The organism is Paraburkholderia sp. EG286B (assembly GCF_040965655.1).
GTDB lineage: Bacteria > Pseudomonadota > Gammaproteobacteria > Burkholderiales > Burkholderiaceae > Paraburkholderia.
On the sequence record NZ_JBFRCF010000002.1, the window covers coordinates 543,618 to 564,683 of the forward strand.

At 67.3% G+C, this 21,066-nt stretch carries 19 protein-coding genes; 13 read left to right on the top strand and 6 right to left on the bottom strand.

The genetic code is table 11. The features are described 5' to 3' along the window. Positions 1-58 precede the first annotated feature (58 nt). The gene (locus AB4Y42_RS05820) at positions 59-514 is read right to left on the bottom strand and encodes a CBS domain-containing protein (protein WP_069268653.1); all 456 of its coding nucleotides are present in this window, start codon (positions 512-514) and stop codon (positions 59-61) included. A gap of 295 nt (positions 515-809) precedes the next feature. Here AB4Y42_RS05820 and AB4Y42_RS05825 point away from each other — a divergent pair, with 295 nt between their 5' ends. From AB4Y42_RS05825 to AB4Y42_RS05835, 3 genes are all read left to right on the top strand, one after another. Beyond that, positions 810-2,156, top strand: coding sequence for an O-acetylhomoserine aminocarboxypropyltransferase (locus AB4Y42_RS05825; RefSeq protein ID WP_368693662.1), 1,347 nt, complete (start codon positions 810-812; stop codon positions 2,154-2,156). Beyond that, entirely contained in the window at positions 2,153-2,992 is an 840-nt protein-coding gene (locus tag AB4Y42_RS05830) for an alpha/beta fold hydrolase (RefSeq protein ID WP_368693611.1), read from the top strand. Before AB4Y42_RS05825 ends, AB4Y42_RS05830 begins: the two co-directional genes overlap by 4 nt. Before the next feature lie 93 nt (positions 2,993-3,085). Next, positions 3,086-3,406: an Mpo1-like protein gene (locus AB4Y42_RS05835; protein WP_368693612.1), complete on the top strand. Its 321-nt coding sequence runs from the start codon at positions 3,086-3,088 to the stop codon at positions 3,404-3,406. 46 nt (positions 3,407-3,452) lie between these two features. Here the strand turns inward: AB4Y42_RS05835 and AB4Y42_RS05840 are convergent, their stop codons facing one another. Then, positions 3,453-4,754 carry a YihY family inner membrane protein gene (locus AB4Y42_RS05840; RefSeq protein WP_368693613.1) on the bottom strand — a complete coding sequence of 434 codons (1,302 nt, stop codon included), beginning with the start codon at positions 4,752-4,754 and terminating at the stop codon, positions 3,453-3,455. Positions 4,755-4,953: 199 nt separating this feature from the next. On the opposite strand from AB4Y42_RS05840, the gene wrbA reads away from it, so the two are divergent. From wrbA to AB4Y42_RS05860, 4 genes are all read left to right on the top strand, one after another. After that, positions 4,954-5,571, top strand: a complete 618-nt coding sequence (gene wrbA, locus AB4Y42_RS05845) for an NAD(P)H:quinone oxidoreductase (RefSeq protein WP_368686291.1) — start codon at positions 4,954-4,956, stop codon at positions 5,569-5,571. A gap of 68 nt (positions 5,572-5,639) precedes the next feature. Beyond that, the gene (locus AB4Y42_RS05850) at positions 5,640-5,993 is read left to right on the top strand and encodes a DUF2069 domain-containing protein (protein ID WP_368693663.1); all 354 of its coding nucleotides are present in this window, start codon (positions 5,640-5,642) and stop codon (positions 5,991-5,993) included. A 144-nt stretch (positions 5,994-6,137) separates the two neighbouring features. Continuing rightward, positions 6,138-7,574 carry an FAD-binding oxidoreductase gene (locus AB4Y42_RS05855; protein ID WP_368693614.1) on the top strand — a complete coding sequence of 479 codons (1,437 nt, stop codon included), beginning with the start codon at positions 6,138-6,140 and terminating at the stop codon, positions 7,572-7,574. Between the two features lie 30 nt (positions 7,575-7,604). After that, positions 7,605-8,411 (top strand): metallophosphoesterase, encoded by an 807-nt coding sequence (locus AB4Y42_RS05860; RefSeq protein ID WP_368693664.1) that lies wholly within the window; start codon positions 7,605-7,607, stop codon positions 8,409-8,411. 22 nt (positions 8,412-8,433) lie between these two features. On the opposite strand, the gene AB4Y42_RS05865 is transcribed toward AB4Y42_RS05860, so the two are convergent. Next, positions 8,434-8,577, bottom strand: a complete 144-nt coding sequence (locus AB4Y42_RS05865) for a hypothetical protein (RefSeq protein WP_342924566.1) — start codon at positions 8,575-8,577, stop codon at positions 8,434-8,436. Positions 8,578-8,743: 166 nt separating this feature from the next. Continuing rightward, complete coding sequence (locus AB4Y42_RS05870) at positions 8,744-9,682, bottom strand: LysR family transcriptional regulator (protein ID WP_368686293.1); 939 nt, start codon at positions 9,680-9,682, stop codon at positions 8,744-8,746. Between the two features lie 156 nt (positions 9,683-9,838). Between AB4Y42_RS05870 and AB4Y42_RS05875 the strand changes: the two genes are divergently transcribed. The 6 genes from AB4Y42_RS05875 (at position 9,839) to AB4Y42_RS05900 (ending at position 17,789) form a co-directional block, all read left to right on the top strand. Next, entirely contained in the window at positions 9,839-11,467 is a 1,629-nt protein-coding gene (locus AB4Y42_RS05875) for an efflux transporter outer membrane subunit (protein WP_368693615.1), read from the top strand. 11 nt (positions 11,468-11,478) lie between these two features. Further along, positions 11,479-13,725 (top strand): FUSC family protein, encoded by a 2,247-nt coding sequence (locus AB4Y42_RS05880; RefSeq protein WP_368693616.1) that lies wholly within the window; start codon positions 11,479-11,481, stop codon positions 13,723-13,725. Continuing rightward, positions 13,715-13,915 carry a DUF1656 domain-containing protein gene (locus AB4Y42_RS05885; protein WP_042271036.1) on the top strand — a complete coding sequence of 67 codons (201 nt, stop codon included), beginning with the start codon at positions 13,715-13,717 and terminating at the stop codon, positions 13,913-13,915. The genes AB4Y42_RS05880 and AB4Y42_RS05885 overlap by 11 nt, the downstream gene beginning before the upstream one ends. A 40-nt stretch (positions 13,916-13,955) precedes the next feature. Continuing rightward, complete coding sequence (locus AB4Y42_RS05890; protein WP_069268663.1) at positions 13,956-14,819, top strand: HlyD family secretion protein; 864 nt, start codon at positions 13,956-13,958, stop codon at positions 14,817-14,819. Positions 14,820-15,083: 264 nt separating this feature from the next. Further along, a complete protein-coding gene (locus tag AB4Y42_RS05895) occupies positions 15,084-15,767 on the top strand; it encodes a hydrogenase maturation protease (protein WP_368693617.1) in 684 nt (227 codons plus the stop codon). 123 nt (positions 15,768-15,890) lie between these two features. After that, a complete protein-coding gene (locus tag AB4Y42_RS05900) occupies positions 15,891-17,789 on the top strand; it encodes a propionate--CoA ligase (protein ID WP_368693618.1) in 1,899 nt (632 codons plus the stop codon). Positions 17,790-17,808: 19 nt separating this feature from the next. Here AB4Y42_RS05900 and AB4Y42_RS05905 read toward each other — a convergent pair whose 3' ends face one another. Further along, positions 17,809-18,627, bottom strand: a complete 819-nt coding sequence (locus AB4Y42_RS05905; RefSeq protein ID WP_368693619.1) for a 5'-methylthioadenosine/adenosylhomocysteine nucleosidase — start codon at positions 18,625-18,627, stop codon at positions 17,809-17,811. 43 nt (positions 18,628-18,670) lie between these two features. After that, positions 18,671-21,049, bottom strand: a complete 2,379-nt coding sequence (locus AB4Y42_RS05910) for a UvrD-helicase domain-containing protein (RefSeq protein ID WP_368693620.1) — start codon at positions 21,047-21,049, stop codon at positions 18,671-18,673. Positions 21,050-21,066: the final 17 nt, after the last annotated feature.

The following is a 21,066-nucleotide window of genomic DNA, read 5'->3' on the forward strand; positions in this document are numbered from 1 at the left end:
AAAGCGCGCCTGAGGCGCGCTTTTCCATACTGATCAATCGGGCGAAGTCGGGCTGCGCTCAGCGCGCCGGCTGACGCTCCTCTTCGGGCCAGTCGCGAATATACGCCTTGAGCAGCTTGTTCTCGAAGCCCTGCGCTTCCACCACGGCCTTCGCCACGTCGTAGAACGAGATCACGCCCATGAGCGAGCGGCTTTCCATGACCGGCAGGTAGCGCACATGGTGCTCGAGCATCATGCGGCGCACTTCGTCGACCTCGGTTTCCGGCGTGCAGGTGATGGGATGATCGTCCATGACCTTGCGGATCGTCGTGGTGCCGACGCTGCCGCCGTTTGCGCGCAGCGTGAGGATGATCTCGCGGAACGTGAGCATGCCGACCAGATCGCCATATTCCATGACGACGAGCGAGCCGATATCGTGTTCGGCCATGGTGTTGACTGCCTCGTTCAGCGCAGTGTCGGGCGTGACGGTGTAGAGCGTGTTGCCCTTCACCTTGAGGATGTCGCTGACACGCATGATGTGTCTCCAGGAATGCCGCTAGTAATGGGGGAAATGCTGAAAAGATGCCTACCTGATTCGATCCTAGCGGAAAGATTGTTAAAAGGAAAGCCGCGCGGCGGGCGCTCCGGGGCTTACCGAAACGTCTGCCGAAAGCCGTGGCGAGGGGTTTTCCGGCACGAATCCGGCCACGCGGGATGCCCTCCATCCGGCCCGAAAAACGCCCGGCCGGGCGTCCCCGCGGCCCGCCGCCGGTGTTACGATGCCCTTCACCCCCGACCCCAGGCCGGTTCGCGCCGGCCGCGCCGCCACGATGTCATCAAATCCTGGATCGACTCCCGATAGCCGCTTCGACACGCTCGCGCTGCATGCGGGCGCGGCGCCCGACCCCGCCACCGGCGCCCGCGCGACGCCGATCTACCTCACCACCTCGTTCTCGTTTCGCGACACCGACCACGCCGCCGCGCTCTTCAACATGGAGCGCGCGGGCCACGTGTACTCGCGCATCTCGAACCCGACCGTCGCCGTGTTCGAAGAGCGCGTGGCCGCGCTCGAAGCCGGCGCGGGCGCGATCGGCACCGCGAGCGGCCAGGCGGCGCTGCATCTCGCGATCGCGACGCTGATGGGCGCGGGCTCGCACATCGTCGCCTCGGCGGCGCTTTACGGCGGCTCGCACAACCTGCTGCACTACACGCTCAAGCGGTTCGGCATCGAGACGACTTTCGTGAAGCCCGGCGACCTCGACGCCTGGCGCGCGGCGCTGCGGCCCAACACGCGTCTGCTGTTCGGCGAAACGCTCGGCAACCCGGGCCTCGACGTGCTCGACATCGAAGCGGTCGCGCAGATCGCGCACTCCCATGGCGTGCCGCTCCTCGTCGATTCGACGTTCACCACGCCTTACCTGCTGCGCCCCTTCGAGCACGGCGCGGATCTCGTCTATCACTCGGCCACCAAGTTCCTCGGCGGCCATGGCACGACGATTGGCGGCGTGCTGGTCGATGGCGGCACGTTCGACTTCGAAGCGTCGGGTCGCTTTCCCGAACTCACCGAGCCCTATGCGGGCTTTCACGACATGGTGTTCAGCGAGGAAAGCACGGTCGCGCCCTTCCTCCTGCGCGCGCGCCGCGAGGGCCTGCGCGACTTCGGCGCGTGCCTGCATCCGCAGGCCGCGTGGCAATTGCTGCAAGGCATAGAAACGCTGCCGCTGCGCATGGAGCGGCATGTGGCGAACGCGCGGCGCATCGTCGAATTTCTCGCCGCGCACGAAGCGGTCGAATCGGTCGCGTGGCCGGAACTGCCGAGCCATCCCGACTACGCGCTTGCGAAGCGTCTGCTGCCGCGCGGCGCGGGCGCCGTGTTCAGCTTCAACCTGCGCGGCGGCCGCGCGGCGGGCAAGCGCTTCATCGAAGCGCTCACGCTGTTCTCGCATCTGGCCAACGTCGGCGACGCGCGCTCGCTCGTGATCCACCCCGCCTCGACCACGCATTTCCGCATGGACGCCGCCGCGCTGGCCGCCGCCGGCATTGCGGAGGGCACGATCCGGCTCTCGATCGGGCTCGAAGACCCCGCCGACCTGGTAGACGACCTCAAGCGCGCGCTGAAGGCGTCGCAAAAAACGGAAGCAGCGAAAGCCAAGGCCACTGGCAAGGAGGCGTCATGATCGTCGATGTCGCCGGCAAGCCGGTCTATGCCTACACGGCCTCGCACGCGATCGACCCCGCGCTGCCGTTCGCGGTGTTCGTCCACGGCGCGCAGCACGACCACAGCGTCTGGGCGCTGCAATCGCGCTATTTCGCCAACCACGGCTTCAACGCGCTGGCCGTCGATCTGCCCGGCCACCTGCGCAGCGCGGGCCCGGCGCTCACGAGCATCGGCGCGCTCGCCGACTGGCTCGCCGCCCTGCTCGACGCGCTGAACGCCCCGCGGGCCTTCGTCGCCGGCCATAGCATGGGCTCGCTCGTCGCGCTCGAATTCGCGGCGCGCCATCCGGAGCGCGCACAGCGCATCGCGCTGCTCGCCACTGCATTCCCGATGACGGTCGCGCCAAGCCTGCTCGAAGCCGCGCGCGAGCGTGAGCCGGAGGCGATCGCGCTCGTCAACGCGTGGTCGCACTCGACGCTCGCCGCCAAGCCCTCGAGCCCCGGGCCGGGCTTCTGGCTGCGCGGCATGAACCAGCGGCTCATGGAGCGCGTCTCCGCGCGCGGCGAGCCGCAGCTGTTCCATACCGATTTCGCGGCGTGCAACGCCTATGCGGACGGCCTCACCAGCGCCGCGAAAGTCCGCTGCCCGGTGCGCCTGATCCTCGGCAAACGCGACGCGATGACGCCCCCGCGCGCCACGCGCGCCCTCGCCGAGGCCTTCGCGCAAGCGGGTACACCCGTGGACACGGTCACGCTGGACGCCGGCCACGCGCTGATGACCGAGCAGCCCGATGCGACGCTCGACGCGCTCTACGATTTTGCAATGCAGCAAACACCGCGCGCGGGCAACGGCTGAGGCTGTGACCACCCTGGTTGCACGGTCGTTCGGAACGCCGGAGAATGGCTGAATCAACCATCCCCTGCGTACCTGCGCAGAAAGGAGGAGACGATGCAACCCACCACGCATACCGAGCATTTTTCGAGCTTCGCGCAGTTCTATCCGTTCTACCTGAGCGAGCACAGCAATCTCATGTCGCGGCGGCTGCATTTCATCGGCTCGCTTGGCGTGATCGGCTTCGTCTGCATGGCGATCGCCACCGGCAACTGGCTCTGGCTGCCGCTTGCCATCGTGTGCGGCTACGGCTTCGCGTGGTTCGGCCATTTCAAGTTCGAGAAGAACCGCCCGGCCACCTTCCGTCACCCCGTCTACAGCTTGATGGGCGACTGGGTCATGTTCGCGGATATCTGCCGCGGCAAGATTTCTCTTTGATTCGAATCTGATGCGAGGGCGCGCCTGTCATGGGCGCGCCGCATCGTCACGCCGCCGGATGCGGGAGCACCGGCGGATGCTCCTCCGTGAGCGCCGGGAAACGCCGCGTCGCGAGCAGCGACGCGAGTGAAATCGAGAGCTTGTCGTTGTCGAGCGCACCGAGCAGCAGGTGCGCATCGATACTGCTCGACTTGAGCTGATACGCGAGTTCCTCGCGATCGATCGCGAAGCGGTCGAAGATGCGCGTCACCGAAATGCGCGCGGGATTGCCGAGCAGCAGGAACAGCGTTTTCGCGCGTTCCTCCTGCTCGAGACGCCCCACGAGTTCATCCTCTTCGAGGCCGTCGATCAGGCGCGTAACGGTGGCCAGGTCGCGCCGCAACAACACTGCGAGCTGTTCGATCGTGCGGCCCGGCTCGCCCGCTTCCCGCGCATCGGCGAGACCCGCGAGCAGTTCGAGCGCGTCGAGCAGATCGCTGCCCGGAAAGCGCGGCTTGTCGAAGCGCCCGGTGCGGATTTCGGGCAGCGCCGAGGTGATCATTGCGCCCACCAGCGTGATGAACCAGCTCAGATACATCCACAGCAGGAACATCGGCGCGGCCGCGAAGGCACCATAAACCGCCGTATAAGTCGGAATGCGCCGCACGTAGTAGCCAAAGCCGCGCTTGGCCGCCTCGAATGCGATCGCCGCGGCGATGCCGCCCACCAGAGCGTCGCGCCACTGCACCCGGCAGTTCGGCAGATACACATAGAGCATCGTGAACGCGAGCGCCGTCAGCGGCAGCGAGGCGCCGATCAGCATCCAGTCGAGAATGCCCGAGACATGCTGCTCGGTCGCGATCACGGCCGAGCGCGTGAACACGTACGAGGAGATCGACAGGCTCACGCCGATCAGGATCGGCCCGAGCGTGAGGATGGCCCAGTAGACGAGCACGCGCTGCGCGAACGGGCGCGCCTTGCGCACGCGCCAGATCAGGTTGAAGGCCGACTCCACGGTCATCATCGTCATGACCGACGTGACGAAGAGCACGATCATGCCCATCGTCGTGAGGCCCTTGGCCTTCGAGGCGAACTGGTTCAGGTACTTGAAGATCTGGCTGTTGATCTGCGCCGGCATCAGGTGGTCGGCGAGAAAGGCCTGCAGCGAATTCTGGAACGAAGCGAAGATCGGGAACGCGGTAAAGAGCGCGAATGCGACCGTGGCGAGCGGTACGAGCGAGAGCAGCGTGGTGAACGTGAGGCTGCCCGCGACCTGCGGAATGCGATCTTCGCGGCTGCGCCGCGCCGCGAAGCGCGCGAGCCGCTTCACGATGTCCAGATCGATCTTCACCCTCGACAGCACATCCATTGGCCTGCTTTCCTCGCCACCGTGAACACCTTGATTGCCGCGCTTTCGCTCTCTTGACGCCGCGTTTTGCCGCCGATTCCGCGCGCACGCAGTGTACCTATTTGCCGATGATTTGCACGTGACATGCGCGTCGCTCGCCGGTGCCCCGCTGCGGCGGCAGACCCAACCCCTATAATATCCCGTCCACCGACGAGGCCCGATGAAACCGATTCTTGTGCTCTATTACAGCCGGCATGGCGCAACGCGCGAACTCGCGCGCGCCATCGCCCAGGGTATCGACAGTGTTCCCGGCGCCGAAGCGCGCGTGCGCACGGTGCCGCCCGTCTCGACGGTCTGCGAGGCCACCGCGCCCGACATCCCCTCCGACGGCCCGCCCTACGTCGAGTTGCGCGACCTCGAAGAATGCGCGGGTCTCGCGCTCGGCTCGCCCACGCGCTTTGGCAACATGGCCGCGCCGCTCAAGTACTTTCTCGACGGCACCACGCCGCAGTGGCTGTCGGGTGCGCTCGCGGGCAAGCCCGCTTGCGTGTTCACGTCGACGGGCAGCCTGCACGGCGGCCAGGAGAGCACGCTGCTCTCGATGATGCTGCCGCTGCTTCATCACGGCATGCTGCTCGTGGGCATCCCCTACACGGAAAGCGCGCTCACGACCACGCAGGGCGGCGGCTCGCCCTACGGCGCCTCGCATCACGCGCGCCAGGACGCGCGCGGCCACGGTTTGAGCGCCGATGAAAAGACGCTCGCGAGCGCGCTGGGCGTGCGCCTTGCGCGCGCGGCGCTCGCACTCGCTGGCACCGAGCAAGGCCAGCGGCTGTGAACACCCGCGTGAACGAGGTCACCGAGCCCATCGTCCAGCGTCGCGGCGCCGCGCTCGGCGCTTTTGCGATGCTCGCCGCGCTCACGCTGCTGTGCATCGCGTGGGAGTGGCGGCTCGCACCGCTGCGCCCCGGCGGCAGCGCGCTCGTGCTCAAGGCCGTGCCGCTCGCCATCGCCCTGCCCGGCGTCCTGCGACGCAGGCTCTACACGCTGCAATGGGCGGCGATGCTCGTGCTGCTCTACTTCGCGGAAGGCATCGTGCGCGGCATGACCGACCCCGCGCCCGGCAACCGGCTCGGCTGGATGGAAGTCGCGCTGGCTCTCGGCTTCTTCGCGTGTGCGCTGGCCTATGTCGCGCCGTACAAGCGCGCTGCAAAGCGTGCCGCGAAGGCCGCGAAGCCCGCGAAACCCGAGTCCACCTAAGCGACTCCCTCCACGCCGCAACCGCCTTGTCCACGAGCGCTGCGTGAAGGCTATCACCGTGTCAAACTAGCCATTTGAGCCTCGCGACTTCATGACAATCGCGCCGCGAGCCGGCCCAGCCCAGGCGCGAATATCCGAGACACCATGACCGACTCCACCCCGACCGCCTGCCAAGCCTTTCTCGACGCCTGCGCCGCCGCCATCGGCGCGCAATACGTGCTGACCGACGCCCACGACTCCGCGCCCTACCTCGCCGACTGGCGCCGCCGCTACCAGGGCGCGGCCTGCGCCGTGCTCTGCCCGGCCGATGCGCAGGAAGTCGCCACCGTCGTGAAGCTCGCGCACGAGCATCGCGTGGCGCTCGTGCCGCAAGGCGGCAACACGGGCCTCGCGGGCGGCGCGACGCCGGACGCGACCGGCAAGCAGGCCGTGCTGAGCCTGCGCCGCCTGAACCGCGTGCGCGAAATCGATCCGCACAACAACACGATCACCGTCGAAGCCGGAGTGATCCTCGCCGAAGTGCAGGCACGCGCAAAAGATGCGGGCCGCCTCTTCCCGCTTTCGCTCGCGGCCGAAGGCAGCTGCACGATCGGCGGCAATCTCTCGACCAACGCGGGCGGTACCGGCGTGCTGCGCTATGGCAACACACGCGAGCTGTGTCTCGGCCTCGAAGTCGTCACGCCGCAAGGCGAGGTCTGGGACGGCCTGCGCGGGCTGCGCAAGGACAACACCGGCTACGATCTGCGCGACCTCTTCATTGGCGCGGAAGGCACGCTCGGCATCATCACCGCCGCCGTGATGAAGCTGCATCCGCTGCCGGCCGCGCGCGTCACCGCGCTCGCCGCCCTCGGCTCGGCGCATGCGGCGCTCGACTTCCTCGCGCTCGCGCAGCGCTACGCCGGGCCGCTGCTCACGGGCTTCGAGCTGATGTCGGACTTCTGCATGGCGCTCGTCGGCCGTCATTTCCCGCAACTGCGTTATCCGTTCGCGGAGCGTCACGCGCAGGTCGTGCTGCTCGAACTGTCGGACAACGAAAGCGAAGAACACGCGCGCGCCCTCTTCGAGCGGCTCATGGAAGAAGCGCTCGAGCAAGGTCTCGTGGAAGACGCCGTGGTCGCGGAAAGCCTCGCGCAGTCGCAGGCGTTCTGGAATATCCGCGAGCACATTCCGCTCGCGCAGGCGCAGGAAGGGTTGAACATCAAGCACGATATCGGCGTGCCGATCTCGCGCATTGGTCATTTCATCGAGGAAACCGACGCCGAAATCGCCCGCGCGGTGCCCGGCGCGCGCATGGTCACCTTCGGTCATCTCGGCGACGGCAATCTGCACTACAACGTGCAGGCGCCCGAAGGCGGCGACCCGAAGCGCTTCCTCGCCGACAACGAGAAGACGCTGAACCGCATCGTCTACGACAGCGTGGATCGCCATCGCGGCACGATCAGTGCGGAACACGGCCTCGGGCAGTTGAAGATCGACGAGAACATGCACTACAAGAGCGAGATCGAACTCGCGCTGATGCGCGCGATCAAGACCGCGCTCGATCCGCTGAACCTGATGAATCCGGGGAAAGTGCTGCGCTGAACGCGCAGGACGCAAGGAGCCGACATCGTGTTGAAGATCCGCGTGCTGTCCGACCTGCATCTGGAAAACGACGAGCCCGACACGATCCCGCACGCGCAGGCCGATCTCGTCGTGCTCGCGGGCGACATCCACAATCACGGGCTGGGCTTGCGCTGGGCGGCGGAAACGTTCGATCCGCAGGTGCCGGTGGTGTACGTGCCCGGCAATCACGAGTACTACGACGGCGACCTCGGCGCGCTGGAAACGGCGATGCGTGATGCCGCTTCCACGCTCGACAACGTGCACTTTCTCAACGACGGCGTGTACGTCGATCCGGCGGGCCGCTTTCGCGTGCTCGGCACGACGCTATGGGCGGACTTCGCACTCTTCGGCGCCGACGAGGCCGCGCGTGAGGCCTCCATCGCAGCGGCGATGCGCGTGATGCTGGACTTTCGCGGACTGATCCAGGTGTCCTGGCCGGACAGCCCGCAAGCGCTCGCCCGCGACTTCACGCCGGCCGACTCGCTCGCACTCCACGCGCGTTCGCGCGCATGGCTCGAAGCGGAACTGGCGAAGCCCTTCGCGGGCGAGACGATCGTCGTCACGCACCACGCCCCGCACAAAGGGAGTCTGGCGCCGCGCTACGCGGAGGATCGGGTATCGGCGGGATTCGTGAGCGATCTCGACGCGCTCGTGCGTGCGCCGGTCGCGCTATGGATACATGGCCACACGCATACGTGCTTCGACTACACGGTCAACGGCACGCGCGTGGTGTGCAATCCGCGCGGCTATCGCGACCGCCGCACGGGGCAGCCGGAGAATCCGGCCTTTGCGTGGGACAAGGTGGTGGAAATCTAGCGAGGCAAACGTGCCCGAAGCTTTAGCGCAGGCGTGCGTCGTCGCGGCGCACGCGCAGCGTCACGGGCTGCAGCTGCGCGCGGCGCATGCGCAGCAGATCGCGCGATGCCGCGATGCCGATCAGGCCCATCATCACGGCGATGCCGATCATCAGATGCGTATCCATTCGAGTTCCCGGTATTGGCAAGAAGAGGGTTGCGTAAAACAGTCCCGCTACCTTACCAAGCCGCCGCGCCGCCGGGCGTAAGGAAGTGTTGCCATCTGCGCAAGCTGTAACAGGCTGTCACAGCCCGCCCGCGCGCACCTGTTGATCGGCTGCGAGCGCAACGGGCTCAGGTGCGCGCGAACTGGCGCAGCTCGTTCTGATCCCGCGCGAGCGTCGCAGGCATGCTCTCGCGCAGCAGTTCGACCCATGTGCGGATCTTCGCGTCGAGATACTGGCGCGAAGGGTACACCGCAAAGACGTTCATCTCCTGCGACTTGTACTCCGGCAGAATCCATTGCAGCTCGCCGCTGCGCAGACCGCTGATCGCCGAATAGATCGGCAGCAGGCCCACGCCCATGCCCTCGCGCACGGCCACCGCCATCGCCTCCGCTACGTTCACCTGGAAGGTCGCCGGGCCGAGGTCGATCGTGGTCTCGCCTGCGGGGCCCGTGAACTGCCACTGCGAGGTCGGGAACACGGGCGTCACCATCTGCAGGCAGGTGTGGTTCGCGAGATCGGCGGGCTTTTGCGGCACGCCGCGCTTTTCCAGATACGCCGGCGAGGCGACCGCGATGCTGCACGCACTCGCGAGCCGCTGCGAGACGAAACCGGAATCCGGCAGATCGGTCGCGACCACGAGGGCCACGTCATAGCCCTCGTCGAGCAGGTCCGGCATGCGCTGGGCGAGCGTGAGTTCCACGTGCACGTCCGGATAGAGCTTCTGATACTGCCCCACCGCCGGCACCACATAGTGCTGGCCGAAGCTCGTCATCGCGTGGACCTTGAGCTTGCCCGAGGGGCGCGCATGCGCGTCGCCGGCTTCCGCTTCGGCCTGATCGACGTAGGCGAGGATCTGCTCGCAGCGCTGCAGGTAGCGCTCGCCCGCCTCGGTGAGCGCGATGCGGCGCGTCGTGCGGTTCAGGAGGCGCGTGCGCAGGTGCGCCTCCAGGTCGGAGACCGCGCGCGAAGCGTAAGCCGTGGTCGTGTTCAGGTATTGCGCCGCGCCCGTGAAGCTGCCCGCCTCCACCACCCGGACGAATACACGCATGTTTTGAAGCGTATCCATACCAATCCTCTATCTGACACACGAATTGTTTCATATTTCGTAAGATCGATTGTCTCACGTTTCGTAAAAATGCCTTGCATCCTTACCGGTTATTCATCAATCGCGCAAAAAATATAATGACGCACAGTGATTCATAGTCAAGATAAGGAGTAAATCGTGCAGTCTCCGGTACCGAAAGGACTAGCCGCACTCACGGTTCTTACGTTCTCGTTGATAATCGCGGGCTGCGCCAGTACCGGGGGCATCGCACCGCAAGCGAAGCAGGCCGAAGCCGCGCAACTCGACGCCGGCTCGGCGATCCGCGCAGCCGACACCGACGCCGGCTGGCCCGCCAGCGACTGGTGGCGCGGCTATAACGACCCTCAACTGAACGCCTGGATCGAAGCCTCCGTGGCCGGCAACCCCTCGCTTGCCGCCGCCCAGGCGCGAGTGCGCGAAGCGCGCTCGATGGTGGGCGTGGCCCAGGCCGGGCTCCTGCCGCAAATCAACGGCAGCATGTCCATCCAGCGCCAGCAATGGTCCGACAACGTCTACTACGGGCCGGGCCCGCTCGCGGGCGCGAACACGTGGAACAACACGGCCACGCTCGGCCTGTCGTATCACCTCGACCTCTGGGGCCAGGACAAGAACAACGCCGAGCGCGCGCTCGACGTGGCCCACGCCACCGCCGCCGACGCGCGCGCGGCGCAGCTCGAACTCGAAGTCAACGTCACGCGCACCTACATCGAGTTGTCGATGAACTACGCGCTGCTCGACATTGCGAAGCAAACGCTCGCCCAGCAGCAGCGCATTCTCACGCTCGCGCAAAAGCGCCTGGCGGGCGGCATCGGCACCCAGCTCGAAGTGAGCCAGGCGCAAACGCCGCTGCCCGAGTACGAGCGCCAGATCGACGCGCTCGAAGAATCCATCGCACTCGGCAAGAACCAGCTCGCAGCGCTCGCGGGCAAGGGCCCGGGTGCCGGTGAAGCGATCGAGCGCCCTGCGCTTTCGCTCGCCGCGCCCGCGGGCCTGCCCTCGGCGTTGCCCGCCCAGTTGATCGGCTATCGCCCCGACGTGGTCGCGGCGCGCTGGCTCGTCGCCGCGCAGGCGCGCGGCATCGACGTCGCGAAGGCCGACTTCTATCCGAACGTGAACCTGCTCGTCTCGATGGGCGGCTACGCGGCGGCCGGCCCGCTGTTCCAGTTCCTCAAGTCGATGAGCGGCAGCTATGCGGCAGGCCCCGCGTTCTCGCTGCCGATCTTCGACGGCGGACGCCTGCGCGCGCAGCTCGGCGCGCAGTCCGCCGCATACGACATCGCGGTCGATCAGTACAACCAGACGATCGTCACCGCGCTCAAGGAAATCGCCGATCAGGTGGTGCGCATGCGCTCGCTCGCGACGCAGGAAGACGACGCGCACCGCTCTGTCACGGCCGCGCAGCGCAACTACGATCTCGCGCAGGAAGGCTTCCGCCGCGGCCTGACCGACTATGTGAACGTGCTGATTGCGCAAACGCAGCTGCTGCGCGCGCAGGAAGGCGTCGCGCACATCCAGGCCGAGCGGCTCGCCGCGCACGCCACGCTCGTTGCGGCGCTGGGCGGCGGCATGATCGACGCATCGAGCGATGCCGCCGCGAAGGGCCCGACAGACGCCGAGCAACTCCCGGCGCATGGCAAGAAGACGCGCGACGTGCCGCTCATGCCCGCGGCGCTGCTCGCGCCGCGCGGCTCGCATGCGTCGTCCGGACCCGACGCCGCCGATGCGAGCGCATCGGGCAACGCCGGCGCAACCGGCGCGGCGCACTGAGGCAGCCGACGATGCAAGCGTCCACCTCCTCACCCTCGCAGCCGGGCGGCCAAAGCCTCTACGCCGCGCTCGCCGACTGGGCGCGGACCGACGGCCTCGTCTGGATCTATCTCCTCAAGGCAATCGCCGCTGCGCTGCTTGCGCTCGGCGTCGCCATGAAGCTCGATCTGCCGCAGCCGCGCACGGCCATGACCACTGTGTTCATCGTGATGCAGCCGCAAAGCGGTCCCGTGTTCGCCAAGAGCTTCTACCGGTTGTGCGGCACGCTCGTGGGCCTCGTCGTGATGCTCGCGCTGATCGGCCTGTTCGCACAGCAGCCGGAGCTCTTCATCGTCTCGACGGCGCTATGGGTCGGCCTGTGCACCGCGGGCGCCGCGCGCAACCGCAACTTCCGTTCGTACGGCTTCGTGCTCGCGGGCTATACGGCGGCGCTGATCGGCATTCCGGCCTCGCAGCATCCCGACGGCGCGTTCATGTCGGCGATGACACGCGTGGGCGAGATCTCGATCGGCATCCTTTGCTCGGGCTTCGTCAGCGCCGTGGTGTTTCCGCAGTTTACGGGCGAGCTGCTGCGCTCGAGCGTGCGGCGCCGTTTCTCGTCGTTCGTCGACTACGTTTCGGCGGCGCTGGCCGGACGTATCGATCGTTCGCACATCGAAGCGAGCCATGCGCGCTTCGTCGCCGACGTCGTGGGCTTCGAAGCGAGCCGCAGCACGGCCGTGTTCGAGTCGCCCGACGCACGCATGCGCTCGGGGCGCCTCGCGCGTCTGAACACCGAGTTCATGACGGTCTCCACGCGCTTTCACGCGCTGCATCAGTTGATGAACCGCCTGCGCGCCGATGGCTCCGCGGCCACCGTCGCTGCGCTCGAACCGTACTTCCGCGAAATCGCTCCGCTGTTCGCCAAAGCGGGCGAGCCGGTGCTCACGGCCGCCGACGCGACGCACGTCTCGAAGCAGCTCGACGACTACCGCTTGGCGTTGCCAAAGCGCGTGCGCGCCACGCGCGCCGAACTCGAAGCACAAGGCGATGCGCGCCTGCTCGACTTCGACACCGCCACGGAACTGTTCTACCGCTTCGTGCACGAGATGACCGAGTACACGGCCACCTATGCGTCGCTCGCCGTCGACACGCACGCGCGCGAAAAGTGGATCGCACGCTACGTGCCGAAGACGAACCTGATCGCGGCGGGCGTGGCGGGCCTGCGCGCTGCGATCGTGATGTCGCTGCTTGGCGCGTTCTGGATCGCCACCGCATGGCCGAGTGGCACGAACCTCGTGCTCAATGCCGCCGCGACCTGCGCGCTCGCCTCGTCCGCGCCGCAGCCCTCGCGCATGGCGACGCAGATGGCGCTCGGCACCGTGTTCGCGTCGATCGTCGGCATGATTCTCACGTTCGGCGTGTTTCCGCATATCGACGGCTTCGTCATGCTGTGCGTCGCGCTCGCCCCCGCGCTCGCGTTCGGCGTGTTCCTCACGACGCGTCCGAAGTACGCGGGCTGCGGCGTGGGCTACTGCATCTTCCTGTGCTTTCTCGCGGGGCCGGACAACGTCGTGCAGTACAACCCGAGCAGCTATATGAACGACGCGCTCGCGCTGATCGCGTCGATGGCGGTTTCGGCGCTGGCGTTCGCCGTGCTCCTGCCGCCTTCCACGCCGTGGCTGCGCCGGCGTCTGCTCGACGACCTGCGCGGCGGCGCCGTGCACGCGTGCCGCGCGCGCCTGAAAGGACTGCGCAACCGCTTCGAGAGCGGCGCGCGCGACCTGATGTTCCAGCTCTCGGCGATCGCCGGCAACGACGACGCGCAACGCCGCGACACGATGCGCTGGCTCTTCTCGACGCTCGAAGTGGGCAACGCCGCGCTCGATCTGCGCCACGAGCTGGCCGCGCTGCCCGCGCATCCGCAGTACGCGCGGGGAACGGCGTGGCGCGTGGCGATCGCCGCGACGCTCAAAGCCGTGAGCGCGCTGTTCGATCGCCCGGGCGAGGCGCGCTACCGCGACGCGCTCGCGGCAACGGCGCGTGCCATCGACGCAAGCCAGACCGTGCTGCAGGGCATGTGGAAGCCCGCTGCAACGAGCGCTGCCGAGCGTGGCGACATGCCGCCGCGTGAAGAGCGCCACCAGTTGCAGCGCATCCAGAGCCATCTGCACTTCATCCGCACCGCGCTCATCGACCCGCAATCGCCGCTCGCGGCGTATGCGGGCAACGAAGGCGCGAATCCTGGCGCGAGCCAAGGAGCCAACCATGCCTCGTGACGTCGCGTTTCTCGACGCCTATATCCCGGCGATCGTGCTGCTCTTCATTCTGGGCGCGGCGATCACCTGGGTGCTCGATTCCGTACTGGCCCGAACCGGCCTCTACCGGGTCGTGTGGCACCCGTCCCTCTTTCGCGTGAGCCTGCTCGTGGTCGTGTGCTGCCTGCTCGGTCTCGCGGTCTATCACTAAATGCGTCGCTGCATGCATCGCTGAACGAATCAACCGAATCATGACAATCCGCAACCTCATTGGCTTTATCGCGACGGCCATCATCTTCGTCGTCGCCATTCTGGTCGGGCGCGTCCTGTGGGTTCACTACATGGACGAGCCGTGGACCCGCGACGGCCGCGTGCGCGCCGAAGTGGTGAACATCGCCCCCGACGTCTCGGGCGCCGTGGTCGAGCTGCCCGTGAAGGACAACCAGTTCGTGCACAAGGGCGACCTGCTCATGCAGATCGATCCGTCGCACTATCAGATCGCCGTGGAGCAGGCCGAGGCCGCCGTCGCCGCGCGCAAGGCCGAGCTGACGATGCGCCAGGACGACGCGCGCCGCCGCGCCGACATGGACAGCGAAGTGGTCTCGGCCGAAAACCGCGAAAACGCCTCGCATACGGCGAACTCGGCACAGGCGCAGTACCAGCAGGCTATCGCCGCGCTCGACGCCGCCAAGCTCAACCTCGAGCGCACGCGCGTGGTCTCGCCGGTGGACGGCTACATCACGAACCTGCAGGTGTTCCAGGGCGACTATGCGATCTCGGGCCAGGCCAAGCTTGCCGTGGTGGACAGTCATTCGTTCTGGGTCTACGGCTACTTCGAGGAAACCAAGCTGCCGCACGTGAAGGTGGGCAACAAGGCCGACATCAAGCTGATGAGCGGCGGCACGCTCCAGGGCCACGTCGAGAGCATCTCGCGCGGCATCTACGACCGCGACAATCCGCAAAGCCGCGAACTGCTCGCCGACGTCAACCCGACCTTCAACTGGGTGCGTCTCGCGCAGCGCGTACCGGTACGCATCCACATCGACAAGGTGCCGGACGACATGGTCCTCGCCGCGGGCACGACCTGCACAGTGGTCGTCAAACCGGGCACGTGATGGAGCCGTGACGGCGCGTACTGCCAGCCGGGCTACGCAAAAGCGCACGCGAACAGGGAACGCCAGTTTGGGGTTCCCTTTTTTGTTGCTGTGCGCACACGGAGTGTTAGCGATGCCCGCACAGTGCGCCGACAGCGAATCGATGAGCATTGCAAAACATTGCCTTTATCACGTTAAAGCCTATCTCGATTGATACACATCAACGGAAGTTGGTCGGATTACTCGGATTATTCCTATTCCCCACTCTTCCAATTAGCCATCAACGTGATCCTTCGCCTTCACCGTCCTCACGAAATCGGCGCCATACCGCGGACGACGCGCGACGACGGCGCGGTGCGGGCCTTCGCGCGCCGCGCACTGGCCGGGCTCGCGAAGCGCCAGGCCCTCGCGCCGCAGCGGGTGGTCGTGCTCGGCCTCGGCAATGTTCAATGGGGCGATGCGGGCGTAGGCGTGCTCGCGCTCGAGCGCCTGAAGGCGACCTGGCAATGCCCCGCGCAGGTCGAGCTCGTGGAAGGCGGCACGCGCGGCCGCGCACTCCTGCCCGTCGTCGAATCCACGCAGCGTTTGCTCGTATTCAGCGCCATCGATTTCGGCCTCGAGCCGGGCGCGCTGCGCGTACTCACCGGCGATGCGGCCGCCGAACACCTCTACACGCGCCGTCCGAGCCGGCCCGGCATGGGCTTCGCCGCCGCGCTCGCCTGCGCGCAACTGAGCGGCCGCTCGCCGCGCGAGATCGTGCTGATCGGCGTGCAGCCACAAGGCAGCGACTGTTACGGCGCGGGCATGTCGAGCACGGTGCGCGCGCAGCTCGATGCGACTGTCGATGCCGCCCGGCTCTGGCTGCGCCGCTGGCGCGTCTCGAGCATCCCGAAATCGGCGGCTGAACGCGCGCAGGGGTTGCGCGGGCCTTCCACGCGCCCGGCGGGCGCGCCGCATGCGCCCGTATGAGGAAGTCGGCGAGGAAATCCGCGGGAGAACCCGCGTTGCCCGCGCGCATTGCACTGCACTATCCTGAAAAACTGCGCCAGATCCGGCCAACGGCTGCACCATCAGCACGGGAGGAAGGTAGTCATGCGTTACCGCGATTTTCACCGCGAGTCGGTGGCGAACCCCGACGACTTCTGGCGCCGCGAGGCCGGGCGCATTCATTGGGACACGCCGTTCGACCAGGTGCTCGACCGCTCGAACCCGCCGTTCGCGCGCTGGTTCCGCGGCGGCCGCACGAACCTGTGCTTCAACGCCGTGGACCGTCACCTCCCGTCGCGCGCGCAGCAGAACGCGCTCGTCTACGTCTCGACCGAGACCGGCATCGAGCGCCGCTACACCTATGCCGACCTGCACGCCGAAGTGAACCGCATGGCCGCCGTGATGCGCACGCTCGGCGTCGCGCGCGGCGAGCGCGTGCTGATCTATCTGCCGATGATTCCCGAAGCCGTGTTCGCCATGCTCGCCTGCGCGCGCCTCGGCGCGATCCACTCGGTGGTGTTCGGCGGATTCGCCGCGCCGAGCCTCGCCGCGCGCATCGACGACGCGAAACCCGTGCTGCTCGTGACCGCCGACGCCGGCGCGCGTGGCGGCAAGGTGATCGACTACACGCCGCTCGTGGACGAAGCCATGGCGCGCGCCGAATACGCGCCGCCCAAGGTGCTGCTGATCGACCGCCAGCTCGCGCCCGAGCGGCTGAACGCGCCGTATCTCGTCGACTACGAGCCGCTGCGCGAGCAGCATTACGACGTGCAGATTCCCTGCGAATGGCTCGAATCGAACGAGCCTTCGTACATCCTCTACACCTCGGGCACAACGGGCAAACCCAAGGGCGTGCAGCGCGACGTAGGCGGCTACGCGGTGGCGCTCGCGGCATCGATGGAATACATCTTCGAGGGACGCGCCGGCGACACCATGTTCACGGCGTCGGACATCGGCTGGGTGGTGGGTCACAGCTACATCATCTATGCGCCGCTGCTCGCGGGCATGACCACGGTGATGTACGAAGGCACGCCGGTGCGCCCCGACGGCGGCATCTGGTGGCGCCTCGTCGAGCAGCACCGCATCAACCTGATGTTCACGGCGCCGACGGCCATACGCGTGCTCAAGAAGCAGGACCCGGCGCTGCTGCACTGCGCCGATCTGTCGAGCCTGCGCACGCTCTTTCTCGCGGGCGAACCGCTCGACGAGCCCACGGCCGCATGGATCTCCGATGCACTCGGCAAACCCGTCGTCGACAACTACTGGCAGACCGAGACCGGCTGGCCGATGCTGGCGATCCAGCGCGGCGTCGATCCGCTGCCGCAAAAGCTCGGCTCGCCGGGCGTGCCCTGCTACGGCTACGACCTCGTGCTGCGCAACGAACATACGGGCGAGCCCTGCGCGCAGGGCGAGAAAGGCGTGATCACGCTCAGCTACCCGTTGCCGCCCGGCTGCATGCAGACCGTGTGGGGCGACGACGCGCGCTTCGTGAAAACGTACTGGGACAGCGTGCCCGGCCAGCAGGTGTATTCGACCTTCGACTGGGGCGTGCAGGACAGCGACGGCTACGTGACGATCCTCGGCCGCACCGACGACGTGATCAACGTGGCCGGCCATCGTCTCGGCACGCGAGAGATCGAAGAGGCGATCTCGTCGCATGCGGCAGTCGCGGAAGTGGCCGTGGTGGGTGTGAACGACGCGGTGAAGGGTCAGGCAGCGCTGGCGTTCGTCGTGCTGCGCGACGCGAATGCGGCCGCCAGTCCCGCCGATGCACAGAAGCTCGCGGCTTCGCTCGCCGCGACGGTGGACCGCCAGCTCGGCGCGATCGGCCGGCCCGCGCGCGTGCACTTCGTGCCGATGCTGCCCAAGACGCGCTCCGGCAAGCTGCTGCGCCGCGCGATTGCGGCGCTCGCCGAAGGGCGCGACCCGGGCGACCTGCCGACCATCGAGGATGCCTCGGCGCTGCAGTCGATTCGCGAGGCGGTCAGCGCAGGCGACAGCTGAGGCCTGCGCGTACGCCCGCTCAGCGTGCGAGCGGGCGGTAGGCGGCCAGGAAGCGCTTGAGGATGCCTGTCGAGTACGTGCCCGCGATATCGGTGAGGAAGCTCGAGAACGAGGTGCTCGCGTGCTCGTCGGCGGTATCGGAAATCGTGCGCACGATCGCGCACGGCACGTCGTACTCGTGGCAGACCTGGGCGATCGCGGCGCCTTCCATCTCGACGGCGAGCGCGTCGGGCAACAGCGCGCGCAGCGCGTCCACGGCCGCCGCGCTCGCCACGAACTGATCGCCGCTGATCACGAGTCCGCGATGCACCTGCGGCAGCGCGGTCTCCAGGCGCGGCAGCGCGGCCTTGAAGCGCGCCGTCAACTCCGGCCCCTCCTCGGCGATGAAACGCTCGCAGGCGGCGGCGAGCGCCTGCGCCAGCACATGATCGGCATCGAAACGCGAGCGCGCGAGCAGCGGGATCTCGTGGCGCGGGAACAGCGGCTCCGCGTTCATGTCGTGCTGGAGCAGCGTTTCGCCCACCACCACGTCGCCCACGTGGACGCCCGAACCCACGCCGCCGGCGACACCCGTAAAGACGATCGCTTCCACGTCGAACGCATGAATCAGCGCGCTGGCCGTGGCGGCCGCCGCGACCTTGCCGACGCGCGCGAGCGTCACCACGCACGGCGCGCCGTGCACGGTGCCGAGGTGATAGTCACGCCGGCCGAACGTTCGGGTCACGACACCCGATTCGGCCTGCATGGCCGCGATCAGATCGCCGAGTTCCTGGGGCAGCGCGGCGAGTACGCCGAGCGGACGGGCGGTCGTGCCGCCCGCCTGGATCGAGAGGTTCATCTTCGAATGATTTCCGTCTGAGTCGTTTGAGGCTTGCGCGTGCTCACTCCACCGGCTGCAGCTTGGCCACCGCCAGCGCGAGCCATTTCTCGCCGTGACGCTTAAAGCGCACCTGCGCCTTGGCGTCGGTGCCGCTGCCTTCGAGCGCCGTGATCGTGCCCTCGCCGAACTTCGTGTGGAACACGCCCTGGCCCACACGGAAGCCCGTCTCGGCGGCGCGCTGCTTGTTGGCGAACGCGGGCGCCGGGCTCTTGTCGGCGATATAGGCGTCGCGCTCGCGACGGCCGCCTTCGCTGCCGCCACTGCCGCCGCCCGGACGCGCGAACCAGTCGCGGCCCCAGCCGGCGTTGTCGGAACGCCCGCCCCAGCGCGCGCCCGCCTCGACCTTGGGCGTGAGCCACTTGAGCGATTCCTGCGGCAGTTCGTCGAAAAAGCGCGAGCGCACGTTGTAGCGCGTCTGGCCGTGCAGCAAGCGGCTCTGCGCGAACGAGATATAGAGCCGCTCCTTCGCACGCGTGATCGCCACGTACATCAGGCGGCGCTCTTCTTCGAGGCCGTCGGCCTCCATCGCGCTGTTCTCGTGCGGGAACAAGCCCTCTTCGAGACCCGTGATGAAGACCGCCGTGAATTCGAGGCCCTTCGCCGCGTGCACCGTCATCAGCTGCACGGCGTCCTGGCCTGCCTGCGCCTGGTTGTCGCCGGCTTCGAGCGACGCATGCGAGAGGAAGCCCGCGAGCGGCGTCATGACGTCGGGGTTCTGCGCTGGGTCGGTGATCGTGGGCGCGTCGAGCACTTCGATCTCGCCGTCCTGCGAGACGATCTCGGGCACCGCGCTCGCGCCCGGGCGCAGCGGGATCGAGCGCGCGGGCGTGTCGAGGCCATAGCCCTCTTCGCTCACGAACGCCGTGGCCGCGGTCACGAGTTCCTGCAAGTTCTCGAGGCGGTCCTGGCCTTCACGCTCGTTCTGATAGAACTCGGCGAGACCGCTCATGCGCACGGTGTATTCGACCGTTTCCGGCAGGCTCATCTGCGCGGTCTCGGCGCGCATCTTCGCGACCAGACTGGCGAACGAACCCAGGCTCGAGCCCGCCTTGCCCGTGACGTACGGAATGGCCGCGGCCATTGAGCAGTTGTAGAGGCGCGCGGCATCCGCCAGCTGCTCGATCGAACGCGCGCCGATGCCGCGCGTGGGGAAATTCACGACGCGCGCGAACGCCGTGTCGTCGTTCGGATTGTCGATCAGACGCAGATACGCGAGCGCATGCTTCACTTCCTGACGCTCGAAGAAGCGCAAGCCGCCATACACCTTGTACGGTACGCCCGCGTTCACGAGCGTGTGCTCGATCGTGCGCGACTGCGCGTTGCTGCGATAGAGGATGGCGATCTCGTTGCGCGCCAGCCCCTGGTTGATGAGCGCGCGAATCTCCTCGACGATCCAGCCCGCTTCCTGCGAGTCGGTGGCCGCTTCGTACACGCGCACCGGCTCGCCGTGGCCCGCATCGGTGCGCAGGTTCTTGCCCAGACGCCGCGAGTTGTGCGCGATCAGGTAGTTGGCCGCATCGAGAATATGGCCGTGCGAACGGTAGTTCTGCTCCAGCTTGATCATGTGCTTCACGCGGAACTCGTTCTCGAAGTCGCGCATGTTGCCGACGTTCGCGCCGCGGAACGCGTAGATCGACTGGTCGTCGTCGCCCACCGCGAAGATCGCGTTGCCCGGCCCCGCGAGCAGCTTGAGCCACGCGTACTGGAGCTTGTTGGTGTCCTGGAACTCGTCCACCAGAATGTCGCGAAAGCGCCCCTGATAGTGCGCGCGCAGCGGCGGGTTGTACGCGAGCAGCTCGTAGCAGCGCAGCAGCAGCTCCGCGAAATCGACCACGCCTTCGCGCTGGCACTGCTGGTCGTACGCTTCGTAGAGTTCGACGAACTTGCGGTTGAAGTCGTCGCTCACGTCGACGTCCTTCGGACGCAGGCCCTGCTCCTTCGCGTTGTTGATGAAGTACTGCAGGTTCTTGGGCGGGTACTTCTCGTCGTCGACGTTCAGGCCCTTCATCAGACGCTTGATGGCCGAGAGCTGGTCCGCGGTGTCGAGGATCTGGAAGGTTTGCGGCAGGCCGGCGTCGCGGAAATGCGCGCGCAGCATGCGGTTGCACAGGCCGTGGAACGTGCCGATCCACATGCCGCGCGTGTCGATGGGCAGGAGCGCCTGGAGGCGCCCCATCATTTCGCGCGCGGCCTTGTTCGTGAAGGTCACGGCGAGGATGGTCGAGGGCGAGGCCATGCCCTGCTGGATCAGCCACGCAATACGCGTGATCAGCACGCGCGTCTTGCCGCTGCCGGCCCCGGCCAGGATGAGCGCCGGTTCGTTGGGCAACGTGACGGCGGCGAGTTGTTCGGGGTTCAGGTTCGCGAGCAGTTCGGGCATGGGCTGAAAAGGAGCGT